The 22,141-nt window shown below is 56.0% G+C and carries 12 protein-coding genes; 10 read left to right on the top strand and 2 right to left on the bottom strand.

The genetic code is table 11. The annotated features are described in order from the left end of the window. Window positions 1-72: 72 nt before the first annotated feature. From BQ5361_RS00295 to BQ5361_RS00250, 10 genes are all read left to right on the top strand, one after another. Window positions 73-2,109: a M13 family metallopeptidase gene (locus tag BQ5361_RS00295; RefSeq protein WP_035473709.1), complete on the top strand. Its 2,037-nt coding sequence runs from the start codon at window positions 73-75 to the stop codon at window positions 2,107-2,109. 346 nt (window positions 2,110-2,455) lie between these two features. Further along, complete coding sequence (locus BQ5361_RS00290; protein WP_161940406.1) at window positions 2,456-3,946, top strand: BACON domain-containing protein; 1,491 nt, start codon at window positions 2,456-2,458, stop codon at window positions 3,944-3,946. A 23-nt stretch (window positions 3,947-3,969) separates the two neighbouring features. Continuing rightward, window positions 3,970-5,490, top strand: coding sequence for a BACON domain-containing protein (locus tag BQ5361_RS00285; RefSeq protein WP_035473703.1), 1,521 nt, complete (start codon window positions 3,970-3,972; stop codon window positions 5,488-5,490). 250 nt (window positions 5,491-5,740) lie between these two features. Continuing rightward, complete coding sequence (locus BQ5361_RS00280; RefSeq protein WP_035473700.1) at window positions 5,741-7,267, top strand: BACON domain-containing protein; 1,527 nt, start codon at window positions 5,741-5,743, stop codon at window positions 7,265-7,267. 290 nt (window positions 7,268-7,557) lie between these two features. Further along, window positions 7,558-9,048, top strand: a complete 1,491-nt coding sequence (locus BQ5361_RS00275; protein ID WP_022064427.1) for a BACON domain-containing protein — start codon at window positions 7,558-7,560, stop codon at window positions 9,046-9,048. Between the two features lie 74 nt (window positions 9,049-9,122). Next, window positions 9,123-10,634, top strand: a complete 1,512-nt coding sequence (locus tag BQ5361_RS00270) for a BACON domain-containing protein (protein ID WP_035473697.1) — start codon at window positions 9,123-9,125, stop codon at window positions 10,632-10,634. Between the two features lie 377 nt (window positions 10,635-11,011). Beyond that, window positions 11,012-12,508, top strand: a complete 1,497-nt coding sequence (locus BQ5361_RS00265) for a BACON domain-containing protein (RefSeq protein ID WP_052131077.1) — start codon at window positions 11,012-11,014, stop codon at window positions 12,506-12,508. Between the two features lie 19 nt (window positions 12,509-12,527). Further along, entirely contained in the window at window positions 12,528-14,033 is a 1,506-nt protein-coding gene (locus BQ5361_RS00260) for a BACON domain-containing protein (protein WP_035473691.1), read from the top strand. A gap of 400 nt (window positions 14,034-14,433) precedes the next feature. Continuing rightward, window positions 14,434-15,927: a BACON domain-containing protein gene (locus tag BQ5361_RS00255; protein WP_081976849.1), complete on the top strand. Its 1,494-nt coding sequence runs from the start codon at window positions 14,434-14,436 to the stop codon at window positions 15,925-15,927. A gap of 18 nt (window positions 15,928-15,945) precedes the next feature. Next, complete coding sequence (locus BQ5361_RS00250; RefSeq protein WP_035473686.1) at window positions 15,946-17,448, top strand: BACON domain-containing protein; 1,503 nt, start codon at window positions 15,946-15,948, stop codon at window positions 17,446-17,448. A 271-nt stretch (window positions 17,449-17,719) separates the two neighbouring features. On the opposite strand, the gene nifJ is transcribed toward BQ5361_RS00250, so the two are convergent. Both nifJ and BQ5361_RS00240 read right to left on the bottom strand, forming a co-directional pair. Beyond that, a complete protein-coding gene (gene nifJ, locus BQ5361_RS00245; protein ID WP_035473684.1) occupies window positions 17,720-21,259 on the bottom strand; it encodes a pyruvate:ferredoxin (flavodoxin) oxidoreductase in 3,540 nt (1,179 codons plus the stop codon). 174 nt (window positions 21,260-21,433) lie between these two features. Continuing rightward, entirely contained in the window at window positions 21,434-22,105 is a 672-nt protein-coding gene (locus BQ5361_RS00240) for a hypothetical protein (protein WP_035473682.1), read from the bottom strand. Between the last annotated feature and the right edge of the window lie 36 nt (window positions 22,106-22,141).

The raw sequence follows: 22,141 nt of genomic DNA, 5'->3' as shown, positions 1-22,141 counted from the left end.
ATAACAATCTATCACATTTTCGCCTACCTTTGCGTGAAAAGCGAAACACACAAATCGATAAACGTTTAAAATATGAGAAAAGCAATGATTGCATCCGCTCTGCTGATAGCCGGCATCGCCGGACTGACAGGCTGCGGCAACGAGAAAAAGAGCGCATCCGTACCGGCACTCGACCCGACCAACATGGACCTCTCGGTAAAACCCGGCACGGACTTCTATCAGTTCGCCAACGGCGGCTGGATGAAGAACAACCCGCTCCAGGCACAGTATTCGCGCTACGGCATCTTCGACCGGCTCGGCGATACGAGTCTCGACCAGATACGCACGATAGTGAACGAGGCCGCCTCCATGGACCAGACGCAGGGAGGGATACCCCAGAAGATAACCACCCTCTACCAGTTGGGAATGGACAGCGTGACGCTCAACGCCCAGGGCGCCGAACCGATACGCGAGGAGCTGGCTCGGATTGCTGCCATCAAGAATGACAAGGAACTCGCGGCGATGATTGCCACGCTGCACCGCGAGGGCATCTTCCCCTATTTCGTCACCTTCGTGGATGCCGACGAGAAGAACAGCACCATGAACATTCCCGCCCTCTACCAGTCCGGCCTCGGCATGGGCGACCGCGACTACTACCTGTCGGAAGAATCCAAAGAGATAAAGGATGCTTACAAGGAGTACATCCGCACGCTCTTCACGCTGGTGGGATACAGCGCCGAGCAGGCCGACGAAGCGGTAAAGGCCGTACTGAAGATAGAGGACAAGATAGCGGACGCATCCTACAGCCGCGAAGTACTCCGCGATTCCCATAAAAACTACAACAAGATGACCGGCACGGAATGGGTGAACTCCAACGGACTGCTCGACTGGAACATCTATTTCGACACGTTCGGAGTGCCGGTTGCCGAAAATATCGTAGTAAAACAAACGGGGTTCTTCAACGACCTGGCCAAGGCCATGAAGGACGTCACGCTCGACGAGCAGAAGCTCTATCTGGAGTATAACCTTATCAGCGCGGCCGCTCCCTACCTCAGCGACGATTTCGTGAACGCCAACTTCGACTTCTTCGGCCGCGCGATGTCGGGCCGCGAAGAGTTGCAGCCGCGCTGGAAACGCGCGCTCAACACGACAGACGGCGCCCTTTCCGAAGCGCTCGGCCAGCTCTACGTAGAGAAATACTTCCCCGCATCGTCGAAAGAGAAAATGCTCGAAATGGTAGGCAACCTGCAAACGGCTCTCAGCGAAAGAATCGAGGCGCTGCCGTGGATGAGCGACGAAACGAAAGCCCGCGCACAGGAGAAACTCGCCGCTTTCCGTGTGAAGATAGGTTATCCGGACACATGGCGCGACTATTCCGCCCTCGACATCAAGGACGATTCGTACTGGGCGAACGTGCGCCGCTCGAACATCTTCGAGATGGACTACATGCTCTCGCAGGTCGGCAAACCGGTCGATAAGGACAAATGGCTCATGAGCCCGCAGACCGTGAACGCCTACTACAACCCGACGACCAACGAGATTTGCTTCCCGGCCGCCATTCTTCAGCCTCCGTTCTTCAACCCGGATGCCGACGACGCAGTCAACTACGGTGCGATAGGCGTAGTCATCGGCCATGAAATGACGCACGGCTTCGACGACCAGGGCCGCAATTACGACAAGGACGGCAACCTGAACGACTGGTGGACGGCAGAAGACGCCGCACGTTTCAAGGAACGCACCGACATCCTCGTAGAGCAGTTCAACGCAGTGGAGGTGGCTCCGGGCGTCTATGCGAACGGCAGCTACACCCTCGGCGAGAACATCGCAGACCAGGGCGGCCTGCTCGTATCCCGCATGGCTTACGAGAACAGCCTCGAAGGCAAGGAGCGCCCCGAACCGATAGACGGCTATACCGATGCCCAGCGTTTCTATATCTCCTACGCTACGGTATGGGCACAGAACATCCGTCCGGAGGAGATACTGCGTCTGACCAAGATAGACCCGCACTCGCTGGGTAAGAACAGGGTGAACGTAACGCTCCGCAACATCGACGATTTCTACACCGCATTCGACATCACCGAAGGCGATGCGATGTACCTCGCACCCGAAAAACGGGTGAACGTATGGTAACGGTGCTGTAACCCGCCCTGAGAGCAAAAGCCGCGGCCTTTTCCCTGGCCGCGGCTTTTTTCATGCCGTTCGCGGACGCATCTCCCCTCGAATGCGTGCCCTTCCGCAAAGAAACGGTACCGACGGCCCTCCGCATCTCACCCGCGCCCGACTTGCCCTTCCCATCACCTTCAGAGAGGAAACGAAAACCGCCAATGTTACAATTTTACTCAAAAACAAGAAATATGTAAATTTAAAAACATACATAATTATTATTTATTTTTATTAATATATTTGCTACTAAAGACTATAGCCCGGCAGGGCCGTAGCCGATATGAACCTATACACTAATAAAACTACTTCAACCATGAAAAGACTCTTCACTACGGGAATCGCCGCAGCGACGTTGCTGCTATCTTGTCTGTCAGGATGTACAAAAACGGAAGAGACGTTCCACTATGTCAATCTGAGCCAGGTGTCGTGCTCGTTCCTCGGCGAGGGCAACCAGCCGCTCGAAATCACCGTCAAGGCCTCGCCCGCTGCATACGAAGCCACGCCCGGCGCCACATGGGTGAAAGCGACGCAGAGCGAAGACGGCAAGGTACTCATCCTGACCGTCGATGACAACGACACCGGTGCGGAACGCAGTACCACCGTCACCATCGCCGCAGGAGAGGCCTTGCAGACGATTACGGTAAACCAGCTTCCGAAGGACAGCGCCATCGCACGGTACCGCAAGCTGGATACCTTCCAGATGGGGGCTGCCATGTCGCCCAGCGGCAAGTATGCCGGCGGTTTCACCGCTTCCATCGCACCGGACGACTCCTGGCAGTACTCCCCGACCATCGTGGACCTGGAGACCGGCGAAGTCTATGAATTCGGTCCCTATCCGGAATCGCTCCATTACCTGACGCAAACCATGGCCATCACCGACCAAGGTCTGCTCTTCATCAGCGACGGCTTCCATGGCGGCCAGATAGCCATCGACCTCACCGGCAATATCTTCATTCCGGAAGCACCGGCAGGTTTCACGAACAAACCGCAAATACAAGGCACGTCGGCCGACGGTAAATATTGGGTAGGTTTCGGTATGAAAGGCAAACTTTTCGAAGACCCGGCCCCGCAAAAAGCGCTGCTGTGGATAGACGGCGTACCGCACGAATTGCCCTGGCCGGAACTCAACTACCGTAACGAAGAGGCATGGTACGGCGGCATGGCCCGCGGCATCTCCGCAAACGGCGAAATCATCTACGGCACTTCGTGGGAAAACTCCGATTTCGGCATGCTCTACTGGATTAATAACGGTACCAGCACGGCAGCCCCCAAGTGGGTGGGCCATGACGTCAAAGAGGTCTGGGAAGAGACCATGAAGATGAGCGACGGTACCGAATATACGACGCATCTGGTAAACGGTCTCATCTGCCAGGCACAGCTCACCAAAATCAGCCCCAACGGCAAATGGATTGCCAGCTCGTACCGCACCGAAACGCCCGCCGATGACCGGATTTCGATAGTCACGACACAAAAAGCCGCTTTCTTCAATACGGAGACTGAAACGACCGTTATCGTGGAGGATTATGGCGAATCGGTCGGCGTACACGTCACCGATGACGGCATCGCCTTCATCGGCATCGGCACGCTGGGCATCTCCTCGGGCAAGGTGTACGACCTGAATACGGGCACCGACCTGGGCGACACGCAGGATTGGGTGTACGACAAATACGGCATTATCATTCCGGCCGGTTACATCAACTACATTTCCCCAGACGGCCGGTTCGTGCTCGGCACCAAGGCCGAATCTTCGGCAATGGGCGTATCCTTCATCAACTGGTATATCGCACCGCCCCTCGCGAAATAAGTAACTTAACTTAAATGATAACTATGAAAAAGATATTGTTCGTTGCAGCGGCCTGCCTGCTCGCCGCAGCCTGCTCGCCGACCGACGGTGAGTCAACCACCGCATCGCTCGAAGTATCCCCCTCGTCGCTCACCTTCGGGGCGGAGGATACGACTCCGCAGGAGATTACCGTGACCGCTACCGGCGTGGAGTGGGAATATACCGTTCCCTCGTCGGCCGACTGGATTACCGTGGACAACGGAACGGCCGGAAAACTGCTGGTTTCGGTAGTCAAAAACCCGACCGCCGAGAAGCGTACCGCATCCATCGCCGTCAAGCCCGTGAACAACGACGACGTGAAGGCCAAGAGCGTAACCGTCACGCAGGCCGGTTCGGAGACTCCGGAGGTCTATTCGCTGACGGTAGACCCGGCGGCACTGACTTTCGAGGCCGAGGGTGCCGCAGGCCAGAGCGTGAAGGTGACCGCTTCGGGCGAGGGGATGACCTGGAGCGCCGCGGTTGATGAGGCCGCCAAAGAGTGGATAACCCTTTCGACGACGGAAGGTACCGAGGGGGAGACGACGCTGACCGTCACCGTACAGGACAATCCCGAAACCGTACAGCGCGTAGCGAACGTCACCCTGACGCCGAGTATGGAGTCGGCAGGCCCGAAGGCCATCCGCGTGACGCAGGAGGCCAAGGTGCTGCCCCCCTCTTTCTCGATGTCCTACAACGACGGCGACGTACCGGAGGAGGGATTTATCATTGATTATAAGGGGCAAAACAAATACAGTATCGATGTTGTTCCCGTCAATATCGAATGGAACGTAAAAACGGAATACGACGAGGGAGGCTCCGATTGGTTACAGGCGGAAAAAATCGAAGGGGATGCAGTCAATCGCATCAATATCGGCGTCAGTATCTTCAATTCGGAGAACACTTCCTCCGACCCGCGTACCGCCCGAGTGGTGGTCACCACGAATGTGGAAGATATCGGCCCGTTCGAGATTCCCGTGACGCAGGAGGGCAAGCCCGAATTCCTCAGCACGCTCGAAGAGGATGTCGATTTCGGAGTGCTCACGAAAGGCAGAATAATCGTTGCGCCCAACAATGAAACCAGACAGAATGACTGCACCTATTGGGACTTGATTCTTTGGAATGAAGGGGTTGAATACGACAACGTGGGAAACTTCACCGGAACAGGCGACAAATTAACCTTCAAACTCTATACCGATGTCATACAGCAGAACGACGATAACGAATACTACATTCCCGACGGTACCTATACCGTAGTACCCGGCCCCGAAACGGAAGGGCACGACTTCGCAGCCGGAGAGATAGAAGGCGGAGTCTGGGGCTACTCCCACCCGCAGTTCCCGAGCGGCGCCTGGTACATCCGTATGGAAAACGATGTCGCAACGGGCGATGCCTGCATCAAGGAAGGTACGATGACCGTGGCCCGCAGCGGAGAGACATACGATATTATATTCGATTTCATCAGCGACGCCGGGTATAAAGTAACAGGAAAATACGAAGGAGTATTCGATAATATTCATGCTCAATAGTCCCTGCTATACGATTATTTACGCAAAACCGGATTGCTGAATAGCAATCCGGTTTTGCGTAATATATGTTCCCTTGCGAAGCCGTGAAAGCATACATAGCACCAATGTTACATTTACATCTTTCATCGCCAAATATGTAAATTTACCGACATACTCAAATTATTAATTATTTTTTTGCTATATTTGTTTATGAAGGATTCAAGCTCCGAAAAAGCTTTCTCCCTCGCTAACCAGAAAAACTACCAACGCCATGAAAAAAATCTTTATTACGGGTATCGTTGCTGCGGCCTGCCTGCTTGCCGCAGCCTGCTCGCCGACCGACGGTGAGTCAACCACCGCATCGCTCGAAGTATCCCCCTCGTCGCTCACCTTCGGTGCGGAGGATACGACTCCGCAGGAGATTACCGTGACCACTACCGGCGTGGAATGGGAATATACCGTTCCCTCGTCGGCCGACTGGATTACTGTAGACGACGGAACGGCCGGAAAACTGCTGGTTTCGGTAGCCAAGAATCCGACGGCCGAGAAGCGTACCGCATCCATCGCCGTCAAGCCCGTGAACAACGACGACGTGAAGGCCAAGAGCGTAACCGTCACGCAGGCCGGTTCGGAGACTCCGGAGGTCTATTCGCTGACGGTGGACCCGGCGGCGCTGACTTTCGAGGCCGAGGGTGCCGCAGGCCAGAGCGTGAAGGTGACCGCTTCGGGCGAGGGGATTACCTGGAGCGCCGCAGTGGAGGACGCCGCCAAAGAGTGGATAACCCTCTCTGCGACGGAAGGTACCGAAGGGGAGACGACGCTGACCGTCACGGTGCAGGACAATCCCGACACGGCGGAACGTTCTGCGAACGTCACCCTGACACCGAGCGTGGAGTCGGCAGGCCCGAAGGCCATCCGCGTGACGCAGGAGGCCAAGGTGCTGCCCCCCTCCTTCTCGATGTCCTACAACGGCGGAGAGATTCCCGAAGAGGGATTCACCATTCACTATAAGGGAGAAACCAGCTACGATGTGGACGTGGTTCCGGTGAATGTCGAATGGAACGTGAAAGTGGAATACGAAGCCGGCGGCTCCGGCTGGCTCGAAGCCAATAAGGTTGAGAGCGAGAATGTAAACAAAATCCATATTGCCTGCAATCTCGACAAGCGGGAGAACACTTCCTCCGACCCGCGTACCGCCCGAGTGGTGGTCACCACGAATGTGGAAGATATCGGCCCGTTCGAGATTCCCGTGACGCAGGAGGGCAAGCCCGAATTTCTCAGTACGCTCGAAGAGGATGTCGATTTCGGAGTGCTTACCCGGAATCGGGTAATTGCCTCCGTAAACAACGACTACCGCAACGAATCGAAAACTGCCTGGGACTTTATCCTTTGGGATGAGGGAATCGAATACGATTTCGTGGGGAATTTCACCGGAACGGGCGACAAACTTTGCGTCTACCTCTATACCGAACCGATACAGCAGAACGACGACAACGAATACTACCTCCCCGACGGTACCTATACCGTAGCCGCCACCAAAGACGACACGGCATACGAGTTCCAGCCAGGCGATATTACGGCCGGACGCTGGGGCTACTCCCACCCGACATTCCCGAGCGGTACCTGGTATATCCGCATGGAAAACGATACCGTGACGGGCGATGCCTGCATCACCGGCGGTACGATAACCGTGACCCGAAACGGCGAAGAGTATGACATCGCCTTCGATTTCACCAGCGATGCCGGCTACAAGGTGACCGGTTCGTTCAAGGGTGCGCTCGATATTCGTACGCAATGATGCGAATTCACACGACATGACAGGCGGGGCAGTTTTTCAGAATTGCCCCGTCTGTCATTTTATTTTACCCCGAAACACGGCAGAAATGAAAAATTAGCAACATTCTTCATAAATTAATTAACACATTCCGACCATTGTGTCGCATCGGTTAAATATTCACTCACTAATAATTAATATGCAAATTAACTAACAAGCAGGAATTATTATTGATTTTCATTCGTATATTTGCTTATGAACGGTAGTGAAATGCATACCATCCGATTCAATAACCACTAAAACGCACTAAATCTATGAGAAGGATTTTATTCAACTTCATTGCGGCGGCCATATGCTCGTCCGCTTTCATCACCGGCTGCACCACCGAGACGAAAGACAACGTACACTACGTGAACCTCAGCCAGGTGGCCTGTTCGTTCCTCGGCGAAGGGAACTCCCCGCTCGCCGTCGACGTCAAGGCTTCCCCGGCCCAATGGACGGCCACGCCCGGCGCGACGTGGGTAAAAATCGAACGCACGGACGAAAGGACGCTCACCATCACGGTAGACGACAACGGCACCGGTGCCGAACGGAATACCACCATAACCATCGAAGCGGGCCAGGCTTCGCAGCAGATTCGGGTGAACCAACTTCCGCTCGACAGCGAATTCGCCCGCTACCGCAGGCTCGAAACTTTCCAGATGGGCGCGGTCATGTCGCCGAGCGGAAGGTACATGGGCGGATTCACCGCGTCCATCGCACCGGACGATTCGTGGCAGTACTCGCCGACCATCGTCGACACCGAAACGGACGAAGTCTATGAATTCGGCCCCTTCCCCGAATCGCTCTATTACCTCCACCAGACAATGGCCATCACCGACCAGGGACTGCTCTTCATCAGCGACGGCTACAACGGAGGTCAGATAGCCATCGACACCTCGGGCGAAATCTTCATTCCCGAAGCACCGGCCGGTTACAGGTTCCGTCCGGAGATACAGGCTACCTCGGCCGACGGCAAATACTGGGTCGGCTTTGCCCAGAACGAATCGGGCAGCAACGGCGGCCTCACCCATCCGCTGCTCTGGATTGACGGCGTACCGCACGAGCTTCCCATGCTCGACCTGAACTACCGCGACGAGGAGATATGGGTAGGCGTCATGGCCCGCGGCATCTCCGCCGACGGCAGTATCATCTACGGCACCTCGTGGGAAAACTCCGACTTCGGCATGCTCTATTGGGTAAACAACGGTGAAAACACCGCAAAACCGAGATGGGTCGGCGAAGACGTCAGGGAAGTCACCGAAATCACCATGCAGATGGGTGACGGCACCGAGTACAAAACCCATAAGGTCTACGGCTGCATCTGCACCGCCGAACTGACCAAAATCAGCCCCTCCGGCAAATGGATTGCCACCACCTACCGCACCGAAGAGCCGAACGAGGGCGGCATGTCGTTCAGCATCACCCAAACGCCCGCATTCTACAACACGGAAACCGAAACGACCATCATCGTGGACGAATACAGCGACTCCACCGGCATGTACGTGACCGACGACGGCATCGCCTTCATCGGCATCGGCACGCTGGGCGTCTCCTCCGCCGTGGTGTACGACCTGAACACCCGTACCTCCCTCGGCAGCATGGCCGACTGGGTCTATGACACCTACGGCATCATTATCCCCGAAAGCGGCTTCATCAGCTACGTATCGCCCGACGGAAAACATGTTCACGGCTCCATGCCGATGGCATCGGCCGGCGGCGTCACCTACGTCAGTTGGTACATCGTACCGCCCATAGCCAAGTAATTAAGTGTATAATGACTGAAGGCAGCGGCATTCCGGTAAGGTTGCCGCAGCCTTTGCAAACGACAGAAACGACTATGAAAAAGATATTGTTCGTTGCAGCGGCCTGCCTGCTCGCCGCAGCCTGCTCGCCGACCGACGGTGAGTCAACCACCGCATCGCTCGAAGTATCCCCCTCGTCGCTCACCTTCGGGGCGGAGGATACGACTCCGCAGGAGATTACCGTAACCGCCACCGGCGTGGAGTGGGAATATGCCGTTTCCGCCTCGGCCGACTGGATTACCGTGGACGACGGAACGGCCGGAAAACTGCTGGTCTCGGTCGCCAAGAATCCGACCGCCGAGAAACGTACCGCATCCATCACCATCAAACCGCTCGACAACAAGGATATCAAGACCAAGAGCGTAACCGTTACGCAGGCCGGTTCGGAGACTCCGGAGGTCTATTCGCTGACGGTAGACCCGGCGGCGCTGACTTTCGAGGCCGAGGGTGCCGCAGGCCAGAGCGTGAAGGTGACCGCTTCGGGCGAGGGGATTACCTGGAGCGCCGCGGTTGATGAGGCCGCCAAAGAGTGGATAACCCTCTCTGCGACGGAAGGTACCGAAGGGGAGACGACGCTGACCGTCACGGTGCAGGACAATCCCGACACGGCGGAACGTTCGGCGAACGTCACCCTGACGCCGAGTGCGGAGTCGGTAGGCCCGAAGGCCATCCGCGTGACGCAGGAGGCCAAGGTGCTGCCCCCCTCCTTCTCGATGTCCTATGAAGGAGGAGAACTGCCGGCCGAAGGATTCGTCGCCGACTACAAGGGTTCCGCCTCCTTCCAAATCGCAGTCACGCCGGTGAACGTCATCTGGGACGTGAAGACGCAGTACGAATCGGGCGGCAACGACTGGCTGCAGGTCAGCAAATACGAAAGCGAAACCGTCAATCTCATCACCATCAACTTCAATCTCCGGAACGATTCGCCCGAGACACGCACCGCCACCATAACGGTCACCACCGATGCGGAGGGTATCGGCCCGTTCGAAATCAAGGCATCCCAGCAGGGAAAGCCCGATTTTCTGAGTACCATCACGGAAGATGTCAGCATGAATCTGACGTACTGTTACGCTCTGGTAGCGCCCAACAACGACTACCGCAATGAACCAAGTACCCTTTGGGATTTGCGCCTGTGGAGCGACGGCATCACTTACGATGAAACGAACTACCCGAACTACTACGTCGGAACGGGCGAGAAACTCTGCGTCTACTTCTACTCAGACCCGCTCACACTCAACGACGACAACGAATACTATCTTCCCGACGGGACTTACACCGTCACAGCCTTCGGCGACGGCGGTACGAGCCTCAACCCGGGCGAGATACGCGGAGGCGGCGAAACATGGAACTACGTCTTTCCGCAGGGGAGCTGGTATTCGCGTGTCGAAGAGTCCAACATTACGGAAAACGCACTGATATCGGAAGGTACCGCCACCGTAACGCGCAACGGCGAGGTCTATACCATCACGTTCGACTTCACGAGCGACGCCAAGTACAGCGTGACCGGTACGTTTGAAGGCGAATTCGAGATTCACGTACAAGGTTGATTCCCGGCAATGTACGCCCTGCAGGGCGTACATCATTCCGGCCGCCCCTAAGGGGCGGCCGTTTTTCGTCCAGGTCTTACCGAAACAAACAATAAACAGCAAACTATCAATTACTTACCAGCAAAAACCGCCGCCTCAGCAAATAACGAAATGTCAAAAGCTGCACAACGACACCCGCCTATTCCCATATTCCTGCAACAGGACACAGAAATACCGCAACATCACAACTATCTTTGAAACATCCGCGGCAAAAGATGCAAATTTCCCAACATATATTATTATTAATTTTATTTTATTATTATGTTTGTATCCGCACATAAAGTACTTTTTTCCCGGGGAAAATTTGTTTAAGCAAAAAATTAACAAACCATCCAACCATGAACAAAAACTATCTGCACAAAAGCCTCGCCGCCCTTCTGGCTGCCGCGGCACTGACAGGATGTGCCAAAGACAAGGAAGAGTTCCATTACATCGACCTCAGTCAGGTGGCATGTACCTTCCAGGGCGAGGACAACCAACCCCTGACGGTCTCCGTCATCACAGCTCCCGCCGCATGGAGCGCTGCCCCGGACGCCTCCTGGGTAACGGCCGAAAAGGGACAGGACGGGGAGAGCCTGACAATCACCGTCGAGGACAACACCTCCGGAACCGAACGGGAGGCCCGCATCACCGTTTCCGCGGGTCAGGCCTCGCAGCAGATACTCGTCACGCAGCTCGCCGCAGACAACCTGTTCGCCCGTCTTCGAAAACTGGATACATTCCAACAGGGTGCCGTCATATCGCCGAGCGGAAATTATGTCGGAGGAATTATCCCTTCCATCGCGCCGGATGACTCGTGGCTCTATTCGCCTGTCATCATCGATCTCCGAACGGGCGAAACCTACCAACACGGCCCGTTTCCCGAAGCGCTTTATTACATGACCGAAGCGAGCTGCATCACCGACCAGGGACTCCTGTTTATCAATGACGGTATGCACGGCGGTCAGGTAGCCATCGACACCTCGGGCAATATTACCATTCCGGAAGCCGTACCTGCAGGATTCGAAGGTAAACCCAAGGTAGAGGCAACCTCTGCAGACGGCAAATACTGGGTCGGTTACGCAATGGACAAAAACGGTCATCTCGGCGGTCTCTATCATCCGCTGCTCTGGACGGACGGCGTACCCGAAGTGCTGCCCATGCCCGAAAAAGGATTCAGAGAGCAGGAGCTTACAACCGGCGTCATGGCCCGCGGCATCTCCGCCAACGGCGAAGTCGCTTACGGTACCTCCTGGGAGAACTACGATTTCGGCATGCTGTACTGGAAAAGGAACGGCAATGGCTTCGATGCACCGCAATGGGTAGGCAAAGATGTCCGGGAAATGGTCTCCGGTGTCTGGACCAGACCGGACGGCAGGGAATACGAATATACCTATGTGAACGGCATCATCTGCCAGGCATGGAATACGCAGGTCAGCCCCTCGGGAAAATGGATAGCCGGCCGTTACCGCAAGGAGTTCGACCCGGAAACCGAACAGCCGATTGACCAGGAAAACTACGCCGCATTCTACAACACCGAGACCGAAAAGACCATCATCGTAGAGGACTACGGCGAATCGGGCGGACAGTTCGTCACCGACGACGGCATCGCATTCATCGGTTTGGGTACGCTCGGCGTAACTACCGGCAAAGTCTACGATTTGAATACACAAACCGACCTCGGCGACACAGCAGATTGGGCATACGATACCTACGGCATCATTATCCCTACAGGATATATCAACTACGTTTCGGCAGACGGCAAGATGGCATTCGGTACATCGGCATCGTATTCGGTCGGAGGTATCAGTTTCATCAAATGGTATATCGCACCGCCTCTGGAAAAAGAAAAATAACCTAAAACTTTCTTGAATTATGAAAAAGATACTATTCGCCGCGGCAGCCTGTCTGCTCGCCATAGCCTGCAAGCCGGAGGAGGGCGAGACGACGGCTTCGCTCGAAGTTTCCCCCTCGTCGCTCACCTTCGGTGCGGAAGACACGACTCCGCAGGAGATTGCCGTAACCGCCACAAACACGGAATGGACATACATCCTTTCCGAAGCCGGTAAAGAGTGGATTTCCATCGACGACGGGCAAGAGGGAAAACTGCTGGTTTCCGTTGCCGCCAACCCGAAGGCAGAACCGCGCACCGCATCCATCGTCTTCAGGGCTACCGACAACAAACGCGTGAAAGACCGCAGCGTTACCGTTACCCAGCAGGGTTCCGAGAATCCTGAAGTCTATGCACTGACGGTAGACCCGGCTTCGCTTACCTTCGCCGCCGAGAAAGCCGAGGCCCAAAGCGTCAAGGTGACCGCAACGGGCAGCGGCATAACCTGGAGCGCCGCCGTGGAAGATGCGGCGAAAGAATGGATAAACCTTTCCGCCGAAGAGGGTGCCGAAGGCGAAACGACGCTGACCGTCACGGTACAGGACAATCCCGACACGGCGGAGCGCTCGGCGAACATTATCCTGACCCCGAGCGAAGAATCGGTCGGCCCGAAGGCCGTCCGCGTCACGCAGGAGGCAAAGGTGCTGCCGCCGTCGCTCTCCATCTCGTATGAGGACGGAGAAGTGCCGGAAGAAGGATTCAGCTTCGATTACAGGGGCCATGTACAAGGCGGCCTCACGACAATCGACATCGAAGCCGTCAACATCTCCTGGAATGCCACAGTCAGCTACGATACGGGCGCCTCGAACTGGGTAACCCTTTTCCCCCATCAGAGCGAAACCAAGAACCATGTACAGTTCAGGGTCGCCGAAAACGCAGAGGCCGAACCACGCTCCTGCCGCCTGGTCATCTCCACGGATACCGAAGGCATCGGTCCCTTTGAAATTGCCATCCGGCAGGAAGGCAAGCCCGAATTCCTCAGCACGATAACGGAAGATACGGATTTCGGTACATTAACGAACAGCTACGTAATAGTCAAGCCTTACAAAGAGGGGCAAGAAAAAACCTATACGATATGGGACATGCGCTTCTGGAGTGACGACGTCACGTTTGACGGCAGGGAATATACGGGAACGGGCGACCGGCTCTGCATCTACGTCGCATCGGACCCCATTGCCGCCAACGACCAGGGAGAGTATTACCTGCCCGAAGGGACATACGACGCAGTAGCCAATTTCGGTTACGACAAGGACCCGCTGCCCCGAACCATCAGCGGAGGGAAAGAGTATTACAATCCCACTTTCCCTTCCGGAAGCTGGTTCCACAAAATAGAAAACGGCGAATATCCCGACCGAATCTGCATCACAGGCGGTACGATGACCGTCACACGGACGGGAAACAGCTATACGCTGACCTTCTCCTTCATCAGTGATGCGAAATACAATCTGACCGGTTCGTTCGAGGGAACTTTCGAGCAATACGCCAACTAAACGCATTACGTCACATACTGCCGAGCCGGCCTTTAACGGGCCGGCTCTTTTTTTGTATTTTCAATCGCACAGCAAAAGAAGTAGTCGGACTGCAACCTATTCTTCCAATGCATCGTTCCACGCAGACAATATCCTGAAAATAAATCAATTAAACAGACGCTCCAGGAATTACATCTAACACCAATATTCAAATTGTACAAATATTTCCGCTGCACACTCCGCTTCTACGACATATTGCGACACTTTCAAACAAAAAGAAAGCCATATAAAATCCAACAAGAAATATGCAAAAATTCATACACATAATAAATATAATTGAATTTTACATATACATTTGCATGTGTACTTTAAAACGGCCGTTTTTTAACACTACTTTCTCATTACACAAAACTATTTACCGATGAAACATCTTTTATGGAACGGTACTTTTCCGTGTCTTGTAGCGGGACTATTTCTGACCGGATGCACGACATCCCCCAACGAAGAGTACCAGTATGTGAACCTGAGTCAGGTAACATGCACCTTTTTGGGCGAAGGGAACGAACCTTTCGTCATTCAGGTAGAAGCCTCTCCGGCTGCCTATGAAATTGCACCCGGCGCCTCCTGGCTGAACGCCGAGAAAAGTCCGGACGGCAAAACCATTACCGTCACGGTAGAAGACAACGACACTGCCAGCGAACGGAGCACTTCAATCTCCGTAACGGCCGGACTGGCCTCGGAAGAGATAGAGGTCATCCAACTCGCCAAAGACAATATGTTCGCCCGGTTCCGCTACACGAATACCTTCTCGCAGGGAATTGCCGTCATGTCCCCCAGCGGACGTTACGTCGGCGGTTATGTGGCCACCATCGGCGACGATGACTCCTGGCTGCGTGCCCCCACCATCATCGACCTTGAAACCGGCGAAGAGAAACAGTTCGGCCCCTTCCCCGAATCGCTGTACTATCTCACCCAGGCTAAGGCTATCACCGACAACGGACTGCTGTTCATCAACGACGGACTCAACGGAGGACAGATAGCCATCGACCTGACCGGCGAGGTCATTATCCCCGAAGCTCCCTCAGGACACCAGTTCAAGCCCGAAATCGAAGCAACTTCGGCCGACGGAAAATATTGGATAGGTGCGGGAATGGACAAGAAAGCAAGCGAAGGAGGCCTCTACCGTCCACTGTTGTGGACCGACGGGGTACCGACCGAACTGCCGATGCCGGACAAAAACTTTCGCGAAGATGAATTCCGAACCGGAGTAATCGCCCGCGGCATCTCCGCAAACGGCGAAATCATCTACGGCACCTCGTGGGAGAACTACGACTTCGGCATGCTCTATTGGAAAAACAACGGAGCGAATACCGAAAAGCCGCAGTGGGTAGGCAAAGATGTCCGGGAAGTAGGTACAGTAAAAAGGACAAGAGAAGACGGTACGGAATACGATTACACCTGCGTGAACGGCATCATCTGCCAGGCATGGAATACGCAGGTCAGCCCCTCGGGAAAATGGATAGCCGGCCGTTACCGCAAGGAGTTCGACCCGGAGACCAAACAGGAGATAGAGACCGAAGAATATGCGGCATTCTACAACACCGAGACCGAAAAGACCGTCATCGTCGAGGATTACGGCGCATCGGGAGGCAAGTTCGTAACGGACGACGGCATCGCCTTCATTACCCTGGGCACTTTCGGCGTATCCGTCGGCAAAGTATATGACCTCAATACCGGTACCGACCTGGGCGATACGGCCGACTGGATTAACAAACAATACGGTATTACCATCCCCACAGGCTACATCACATACATCGCACAGGACGGAAAAGCCGTGCTCGGTGTTTCCGCTACGCAAAGCACCGGTGGCCGCAACTCCACTCACTGGTACATCGCACCGCCCCTGGAAAAATAACCTAAAACTGTTCGGATTATGAAAAAGACATTGTTTGCCGTGGCGGCCTGTCTGCTCGCCATGGCCTGCAAGCCGGAGGACGGAGGAACGACGGCTTCGCTCGAAGTCTCTCCCTCATCGCTCACCTTCGGGGCGGAGGACACGACTCCGCAGGAGATTACCGTGACAGCTACCGGCGTGGAGTGGGAATATACCGTTCCCTCGTCGGCCGACTGGATTACCGTGGACGACGGAACGGCCGGAAAACTGCTGGTCTCGGTTACCAAGAATCCGACGGCCGAGAAACGTACCGCTTCGATTCGGATAACTGCCAAAGATAACGATGATTTGGAACCCGTGAGCGTGACGGTTACGCAGGCCGGTTCGGAGACTCCGGAGGTCTATTCGCTGACGGTGGACCCGGCGGCGCTGACTTTCGAGGCCGAGGGTGCCGCAGGCCAGAGCGTGAAAGTGACCGCTTCGGGCGAGGGGATGACCTGGAGCGCCGCAGTGGATGAGGCCGCCAAAGAGTGGATAACCCTCTCCGCGACGGAAGGAAGCGAAGGGGAGACGACGTTGACCGTCACGGTACAGGACAACCCCGACACGGCGGAACGTTCGGCGAACGTCACCCTGACGCCGAGTGCGGAGTCGGCAGGCCCGAAGGCCATCCGCGTGACACAGGAGGCCAAGGTGCTACCGCCGTCGCTCTCCATCACCCTCGACAACGGAGCCGAACCTAACGAAGGATACCATTACGACTATAAAGGAACAGACGGGCAATATGATCAAATTACCCTTCAGGTCGTAAATATCGAGTGGTCGGCGAGCGTATCTTACGACTCCGAGACGGAAGAGTGGATTACAATAATTCCTTATAAAGGGGAAAATGTCAATCACATTGAGTTCTCCGTCGCCAAGAATCCCGCACCGGAAGCCCGTACAGGTACGATTATCGTCACCACCGAAACGGAAGGCATCGGTCCGTTCGAAATTCCGGTCACTCAGGAAGGAATGCCCGAATTCCTCAGCACGCTGACCGAAGACGTGCAACTCGCATCCTTCTCCCATAACAAAGTCATCGTTTCTCCAAACAACGATTACCGGGACCTCCCCTACACATATTGGGATCTGAGATTCTGGACCGAAGGAATTTCGCTCAACAAATTCGACCGTTACGTCGGGACGGGTGAAAAACTCTGCATCTACCTGGCCTCGACACCGCTCCAAACCAACGACGATGCAATCTACTACCTGCCCGACGGTACGTACGAAATAGGCGCCTATTTCGACTATGGAACAGAGCCTGTTCCGTGGACGCTCAGCGGCGGTACGGAATATTCCGACCCCACCTATCCGAACGGTTGCTGGTATCAAATCCTCACAGAGGACGAATATACCGACAGAGTATGTCTGACAAACGGCACCATGACCGTGACCCGCAACGGAGAGAATTACACGCTGACCTTCGACTTCACGAGCGACGCCGACTACAAAGTTACCGGTTCGTTCGAGGGCACTTTCGACCTGTACGCCCAATAAACGCATTACGTCACATACTGCCGAGCCGGCCTTGAACGGGCCGGCTCTTTTGTGTGTTTTCCACCGCACGGCAACCCCCTGCCAGGCCTTCAGACAACACGATGAATCGTATCCACGCTGCACCGCATGCAGCATAACGACAAGGCGGACAGGCTGCCGCAAAGTCGCCGCAAGAGAGACTCAGACCAATCTTTCCTGCCGGAGACGCCGCAAAACGAGCGGGCCGGAACCTTCAAGAGGTTCCGGCCCGCTGCTTCAAATCGTGCGGCTCCTACTTGGAATAATCCATCTTGGAGAGGCGCACGTAATTGTTGTAACGCCACTTGGCGTTCTCCTCGGCGGCAGCGAAAAGCTCCTGTGCCTCGGCCGGAAAAGCCTTCACCAGCGAAGTATAACGTACTTCACTGTTCAGGAACGCCTGGAACTTGCTCCAGTCGGGCTCTTTCGAGTCGAGTTTGAAGGGGTTCTCGCCCTTTTCGGCCAGCTCCGGATTGTAACGCCACAGGTGCCAGTAACCGCACGCGACGGCCTCCTTGCCTACGGTCTGCGTACGTGTCATGCCGCCCTTGATGCCGTGGTTGATACACGGAGCATAGGCGATGATGAGCGACGGACCGTTGTAAGCCTCCGCCTCGCGCATTACCTGCAGCAGCTGGTTCTGGTTGGCTCCGATGGAAACCTGCGCCACATAGACGTAGCCGTAGGTCATGGCGATTGCTCCGAGGTCTTTCTTGCGGATGCGCTTGCCCGCCGAAGCGAACTTGGCCACCGCACCCACCGGAGTCGCCTTGGAAGACTGGCCGCCCGTATTGGAGTAGACCTCCGTATCCACTACGAGGATGTTGACATCCTGTCCCGAAGCGATTACGTGGTCGAGACCCCCGAAACCGATATCGTATCCCCAGCCGTCGCCGCCGATAATCCACTGCGACTTCTTGGCGAGATTATCCTTCATCGACAGGAGCTCCCTGCACGTATCGCAGCCGCAAGCCTCCAGCATCGGCACGAGACGGTCGCACACTTCCCGGTTAAGGGCCGTGCTGTGGCGCGTCTCTATCCATTCGCCCATGGTCTTCTTCAGCTCCTCCGAGCAGCAGGAGCAGTTCTCCATGGCATAGCGCATCTTCTCCTCGATACGGTCGCGCAGCTTCTCGACAGCCACGTGCATGCCGAGGCCGAATTCGGCGTTATCCTCGAAGAGCGAGTTGGCCCATGCGGGACCCTCTCCCTTGGCGTTGGTACAATAGGGCGTAGAGGGCGCCGAACCGCTGTATATCGAAGTACAGCCCGTTGCGTTGGCGACCATCATCTTGTCACCGAAGAGCTGGGTAATCGTCTTGATGTAAGGCGTTTCGCCGCAGCCGGCGCACGCCCCGGAGAATTCGAAGAGCGGCTGGGCGAACTGGCTCCCCTTGACCGTCTTGGTCTTGTCCATGACATGCTCCTTGTAACCGACCTTACCGTTCATATACTCCCAGTTGGCAACCTGACCGAGCTGGGTGTCGATGGGCTCCATCCGGAGCGCCTTCTTGGGCGCCGGGCAGACATCCACACAGTTGCTGCAACCCGTACAATCGAGCGGGGAGACCTGTATGCGGAACTTATATTCCTTGGTATTCCCCTGACCCTGAATCAACGCCATGCCGGCAGGAGCGGCGGCGGCTTCCTCTGCGGTCAGCAGGAACGGACGGATGGCGGCATGGGGGCATACGTACGAGCACTGGTTGCACTGGATACAGTTCTCAGACTGCCATGCGGGAACGCTCACCGCGATACCGCGTTTTTCGTAAGCGGCCGTGCCGTTGTCCCACGTACCGTCCTCACGCCCCTTGAAGGTGCTCACGGGCAGGTCGTCGCCCTTGAGGCCGTTAATCGGTTCCACTACACGGTGTACGAATTCGGGAGCGGACGATGCCGCACGCGCAGGCTTCTCCGTACTCAGCGAGGCCCACTCGGCGGGTACCTCCACCTTGTGCACCATTTCGCCGCCCTTGTCCACTGCGGCGTAGTTCATATTCACGATATCCTCGCCCTTCTTCCCGTAACTCTTGTAGATGAACTTCTTCATCTGCTCGACGGCCACCTCGTAGGGGATGACGTTGGCGATTTTGAAGAAGGCCGCCTGCATAATCGTGTTGGTACGGTTGCCAAGACCGAGTTCCGCGGCTATCTTCGTCGCATTGATGATGTAGAAATTGATATGGTTCTTGGCCAGGTACGCCTTCATGTGGTCGGGCAGCGACTCCTTTATCGCATCGACGTCCTGCAGGCTGTTGAGCAGGAACGAACCGCCCTTCTTGAGCCCCTTGAGCACGTCGTATTTGTCCACGTACGACGGCACATGGCAGGCCACGAAATCGGGCGTGGTCACCAAATAGGGCGAAGTGATGGGGCAGTCGCCGAAACGCAGGTGCGAGGAAGTGTAGCCGCCGGACTTCTTGGAGTCATAGCTGAAATAGGCCTGGCAATACTTGTCGGTCGTCTCGCCGATTATCTTGATGGAGTTCTTGTTGGCCCCCACCGTACCGTCGGCGCCCAGTCCGAAGAAAAGCGCCTCGAACGTCCCCGGCTTGGCGAGCGAAATCTCTTCGCCCACGGGCAGCGACGTGAAGGTCACGTCGTCCACGATACCCACCGTAAAGCGGTCTTTCGGCTGTGCGGCGCCCAGATTGGCGAACACGGCCAGCATCTGTGCGGGCGTGGTATCTTTCGAGGAAAGGCCGTAACGTCCGCCGATGATAACGGGGGCATCCGTCCGGCCGTAGAAAACATCCCTTACGTCGAGGTAGAGCGGCTCGCCTGCGGCGCCGGGTTCCTTCGTGCGGTCGAGCACGCAGATTTTCCGGACGGTCGAAGGAATGACATCGAGCATGTATTTCGCCGAGAACGGACGATAGAGGTGCACGGTCACGACACCCACCTTCTCGCCCTGCGAACGGAGATAATCCACCGTCTCCTTCAGCGTTTCGGTCACGGACCCCATCGCGATGACAATTCGGTCGGCATCCGGCGCACCGTAGTAGGTGAACGGCTTGTAGTCGCGGCCCGTAATGGCGTTGATTTGCTGCATCGCCTCGTTCACCATATCGGGCACGGCATCGTAGAAACGATTGGCCGCCTCGCGAGCCTGGAAGTAGATGTCGGGATTCTGTGCGGTACCGCGCGTTACAGGGTGTTCCGGACGAAGGGCACGGGCACGGAATCCGGCCAGCGCATCCCTGTCGAGAAGAGCGGCGAGATCATCCTGCTCCATAAGCTCGATTTTCTGTATCTCGTGCGACGTACGGAATCCGTCGAAGAAGTGCAGAAACGGCACGCGCGACTTGATGGCTACCAGATGCGCCACGCCGGCGAGGTCCATTACCTCCTGAACGCTGCTGGTGGCGAGCATGGCGAAGCCCGTCTGGCGAGTAGCCATCACGTCCTGATGGTCGCCGAATATGGAAAGGGCATGCGCGGCGATGGCTCGCGCCGAGACATGGAATACGCCCGGAAGAAGTTCTCCGGAAATCTTGTACATATTGGGAATCATCAGCAGCAGACCCTGCGATGCGGTGAAGGTCGTACTGAGCGCACCGGCCTGGAGCGAACCGTGGAGCGCACCCGCAGCACCCGCTTCGGACTGCATCTCCACGACCTTCACGGTCTCTCCGAAGATATTCTTTCTTCCCCCTGCGGCCCATTCGTCCACATACTCGGCCATGGTGGATGAAGGTGTGATAGGATAGATGGCAGCCACCTCGCTGAACATATAAGCGATATGCGCGGCCGCATAGTTCCCGTCACAGGTAATAAACTTTTTCTCTTTCATGTTTGCCTTGAATTGATTTGTTTCAGGTTCCGGATTTTATTCGTTTGAATCATTTCGAATTGCACCTCATCGGCCCGTCGCCGGGCCGATGCAAAGATATAGCAAAAAAACGGGATTTTTAATAACAATCATACCTATATTCAACGGGAAGCCGGTCAATATCACCTTGCAGCGTCACTCGCCGCAGTGGTAAAAGATGAAGCCCACATAGAGCCTCGGCCCCTGCGGAAAGTCGGGCTGCGGACGCCCTGCATTCACCAGCCAGTCGGCTTTCACCATCAGGCGGATACGGGCCGTCAGCGCAAATTCCGTCCCGACGAAGGGAGCCAGCGCCGTAAAACCGTATTTGCGGAACGACATCCCCTCCTCGGTCACGAAATCGTTCCCGGCCGGATGCGTGAACGTCGTATTGCGCACGACACCGCCGCCCACCGTCACGCCGGCAAAGGGGTGGAACCGACCGGCATGCCACTGCCAGTCGACGAGCAGACCGCCCCAGCCGATACCGAACCGGCTGCCCGTCCTGCCGTAATCGAGATAGGTACCGTACCCTTCCGTACCCACACGGAGATGCTCTCCGAAATGGAAGCGGATGCTGCCGCCGATACCGAACGGCACTCCCCGCACCCTCTGCACGGGCAGCGGACGGCCGGCAGGAGTAGTCAGCCGGACACTGCCGCCGCCTACCCAACCGGTATGCAGCGCCATTCCTCCCGAAAAGCCTCTGAAAGCCAGCGGACCGCCGGGCGGTGCGGCAACTCCCTCCCCTCCTGTCAGAAGGACCGGAAGCACGAATAGCACCAGCCTGATACAGCCGGCCCTGCGCAACGAAGAAAAAAGTTTCATAGGTTGCTAAGGTACGCAAGTTATGCGAGAGGAACA

The organism is Tidjanibacter massiliensis (assembly GCF_900104605.1).
Lineage (GTDB): Bacteria > Bacteroidota > Bacteroidia > Bacteroidales > Rikenellaceae > Tidjanibacter > Tidjanibacter inops.
This window is presented reverse-complemented; position numbering and strand designations above follow the sequence as displayed.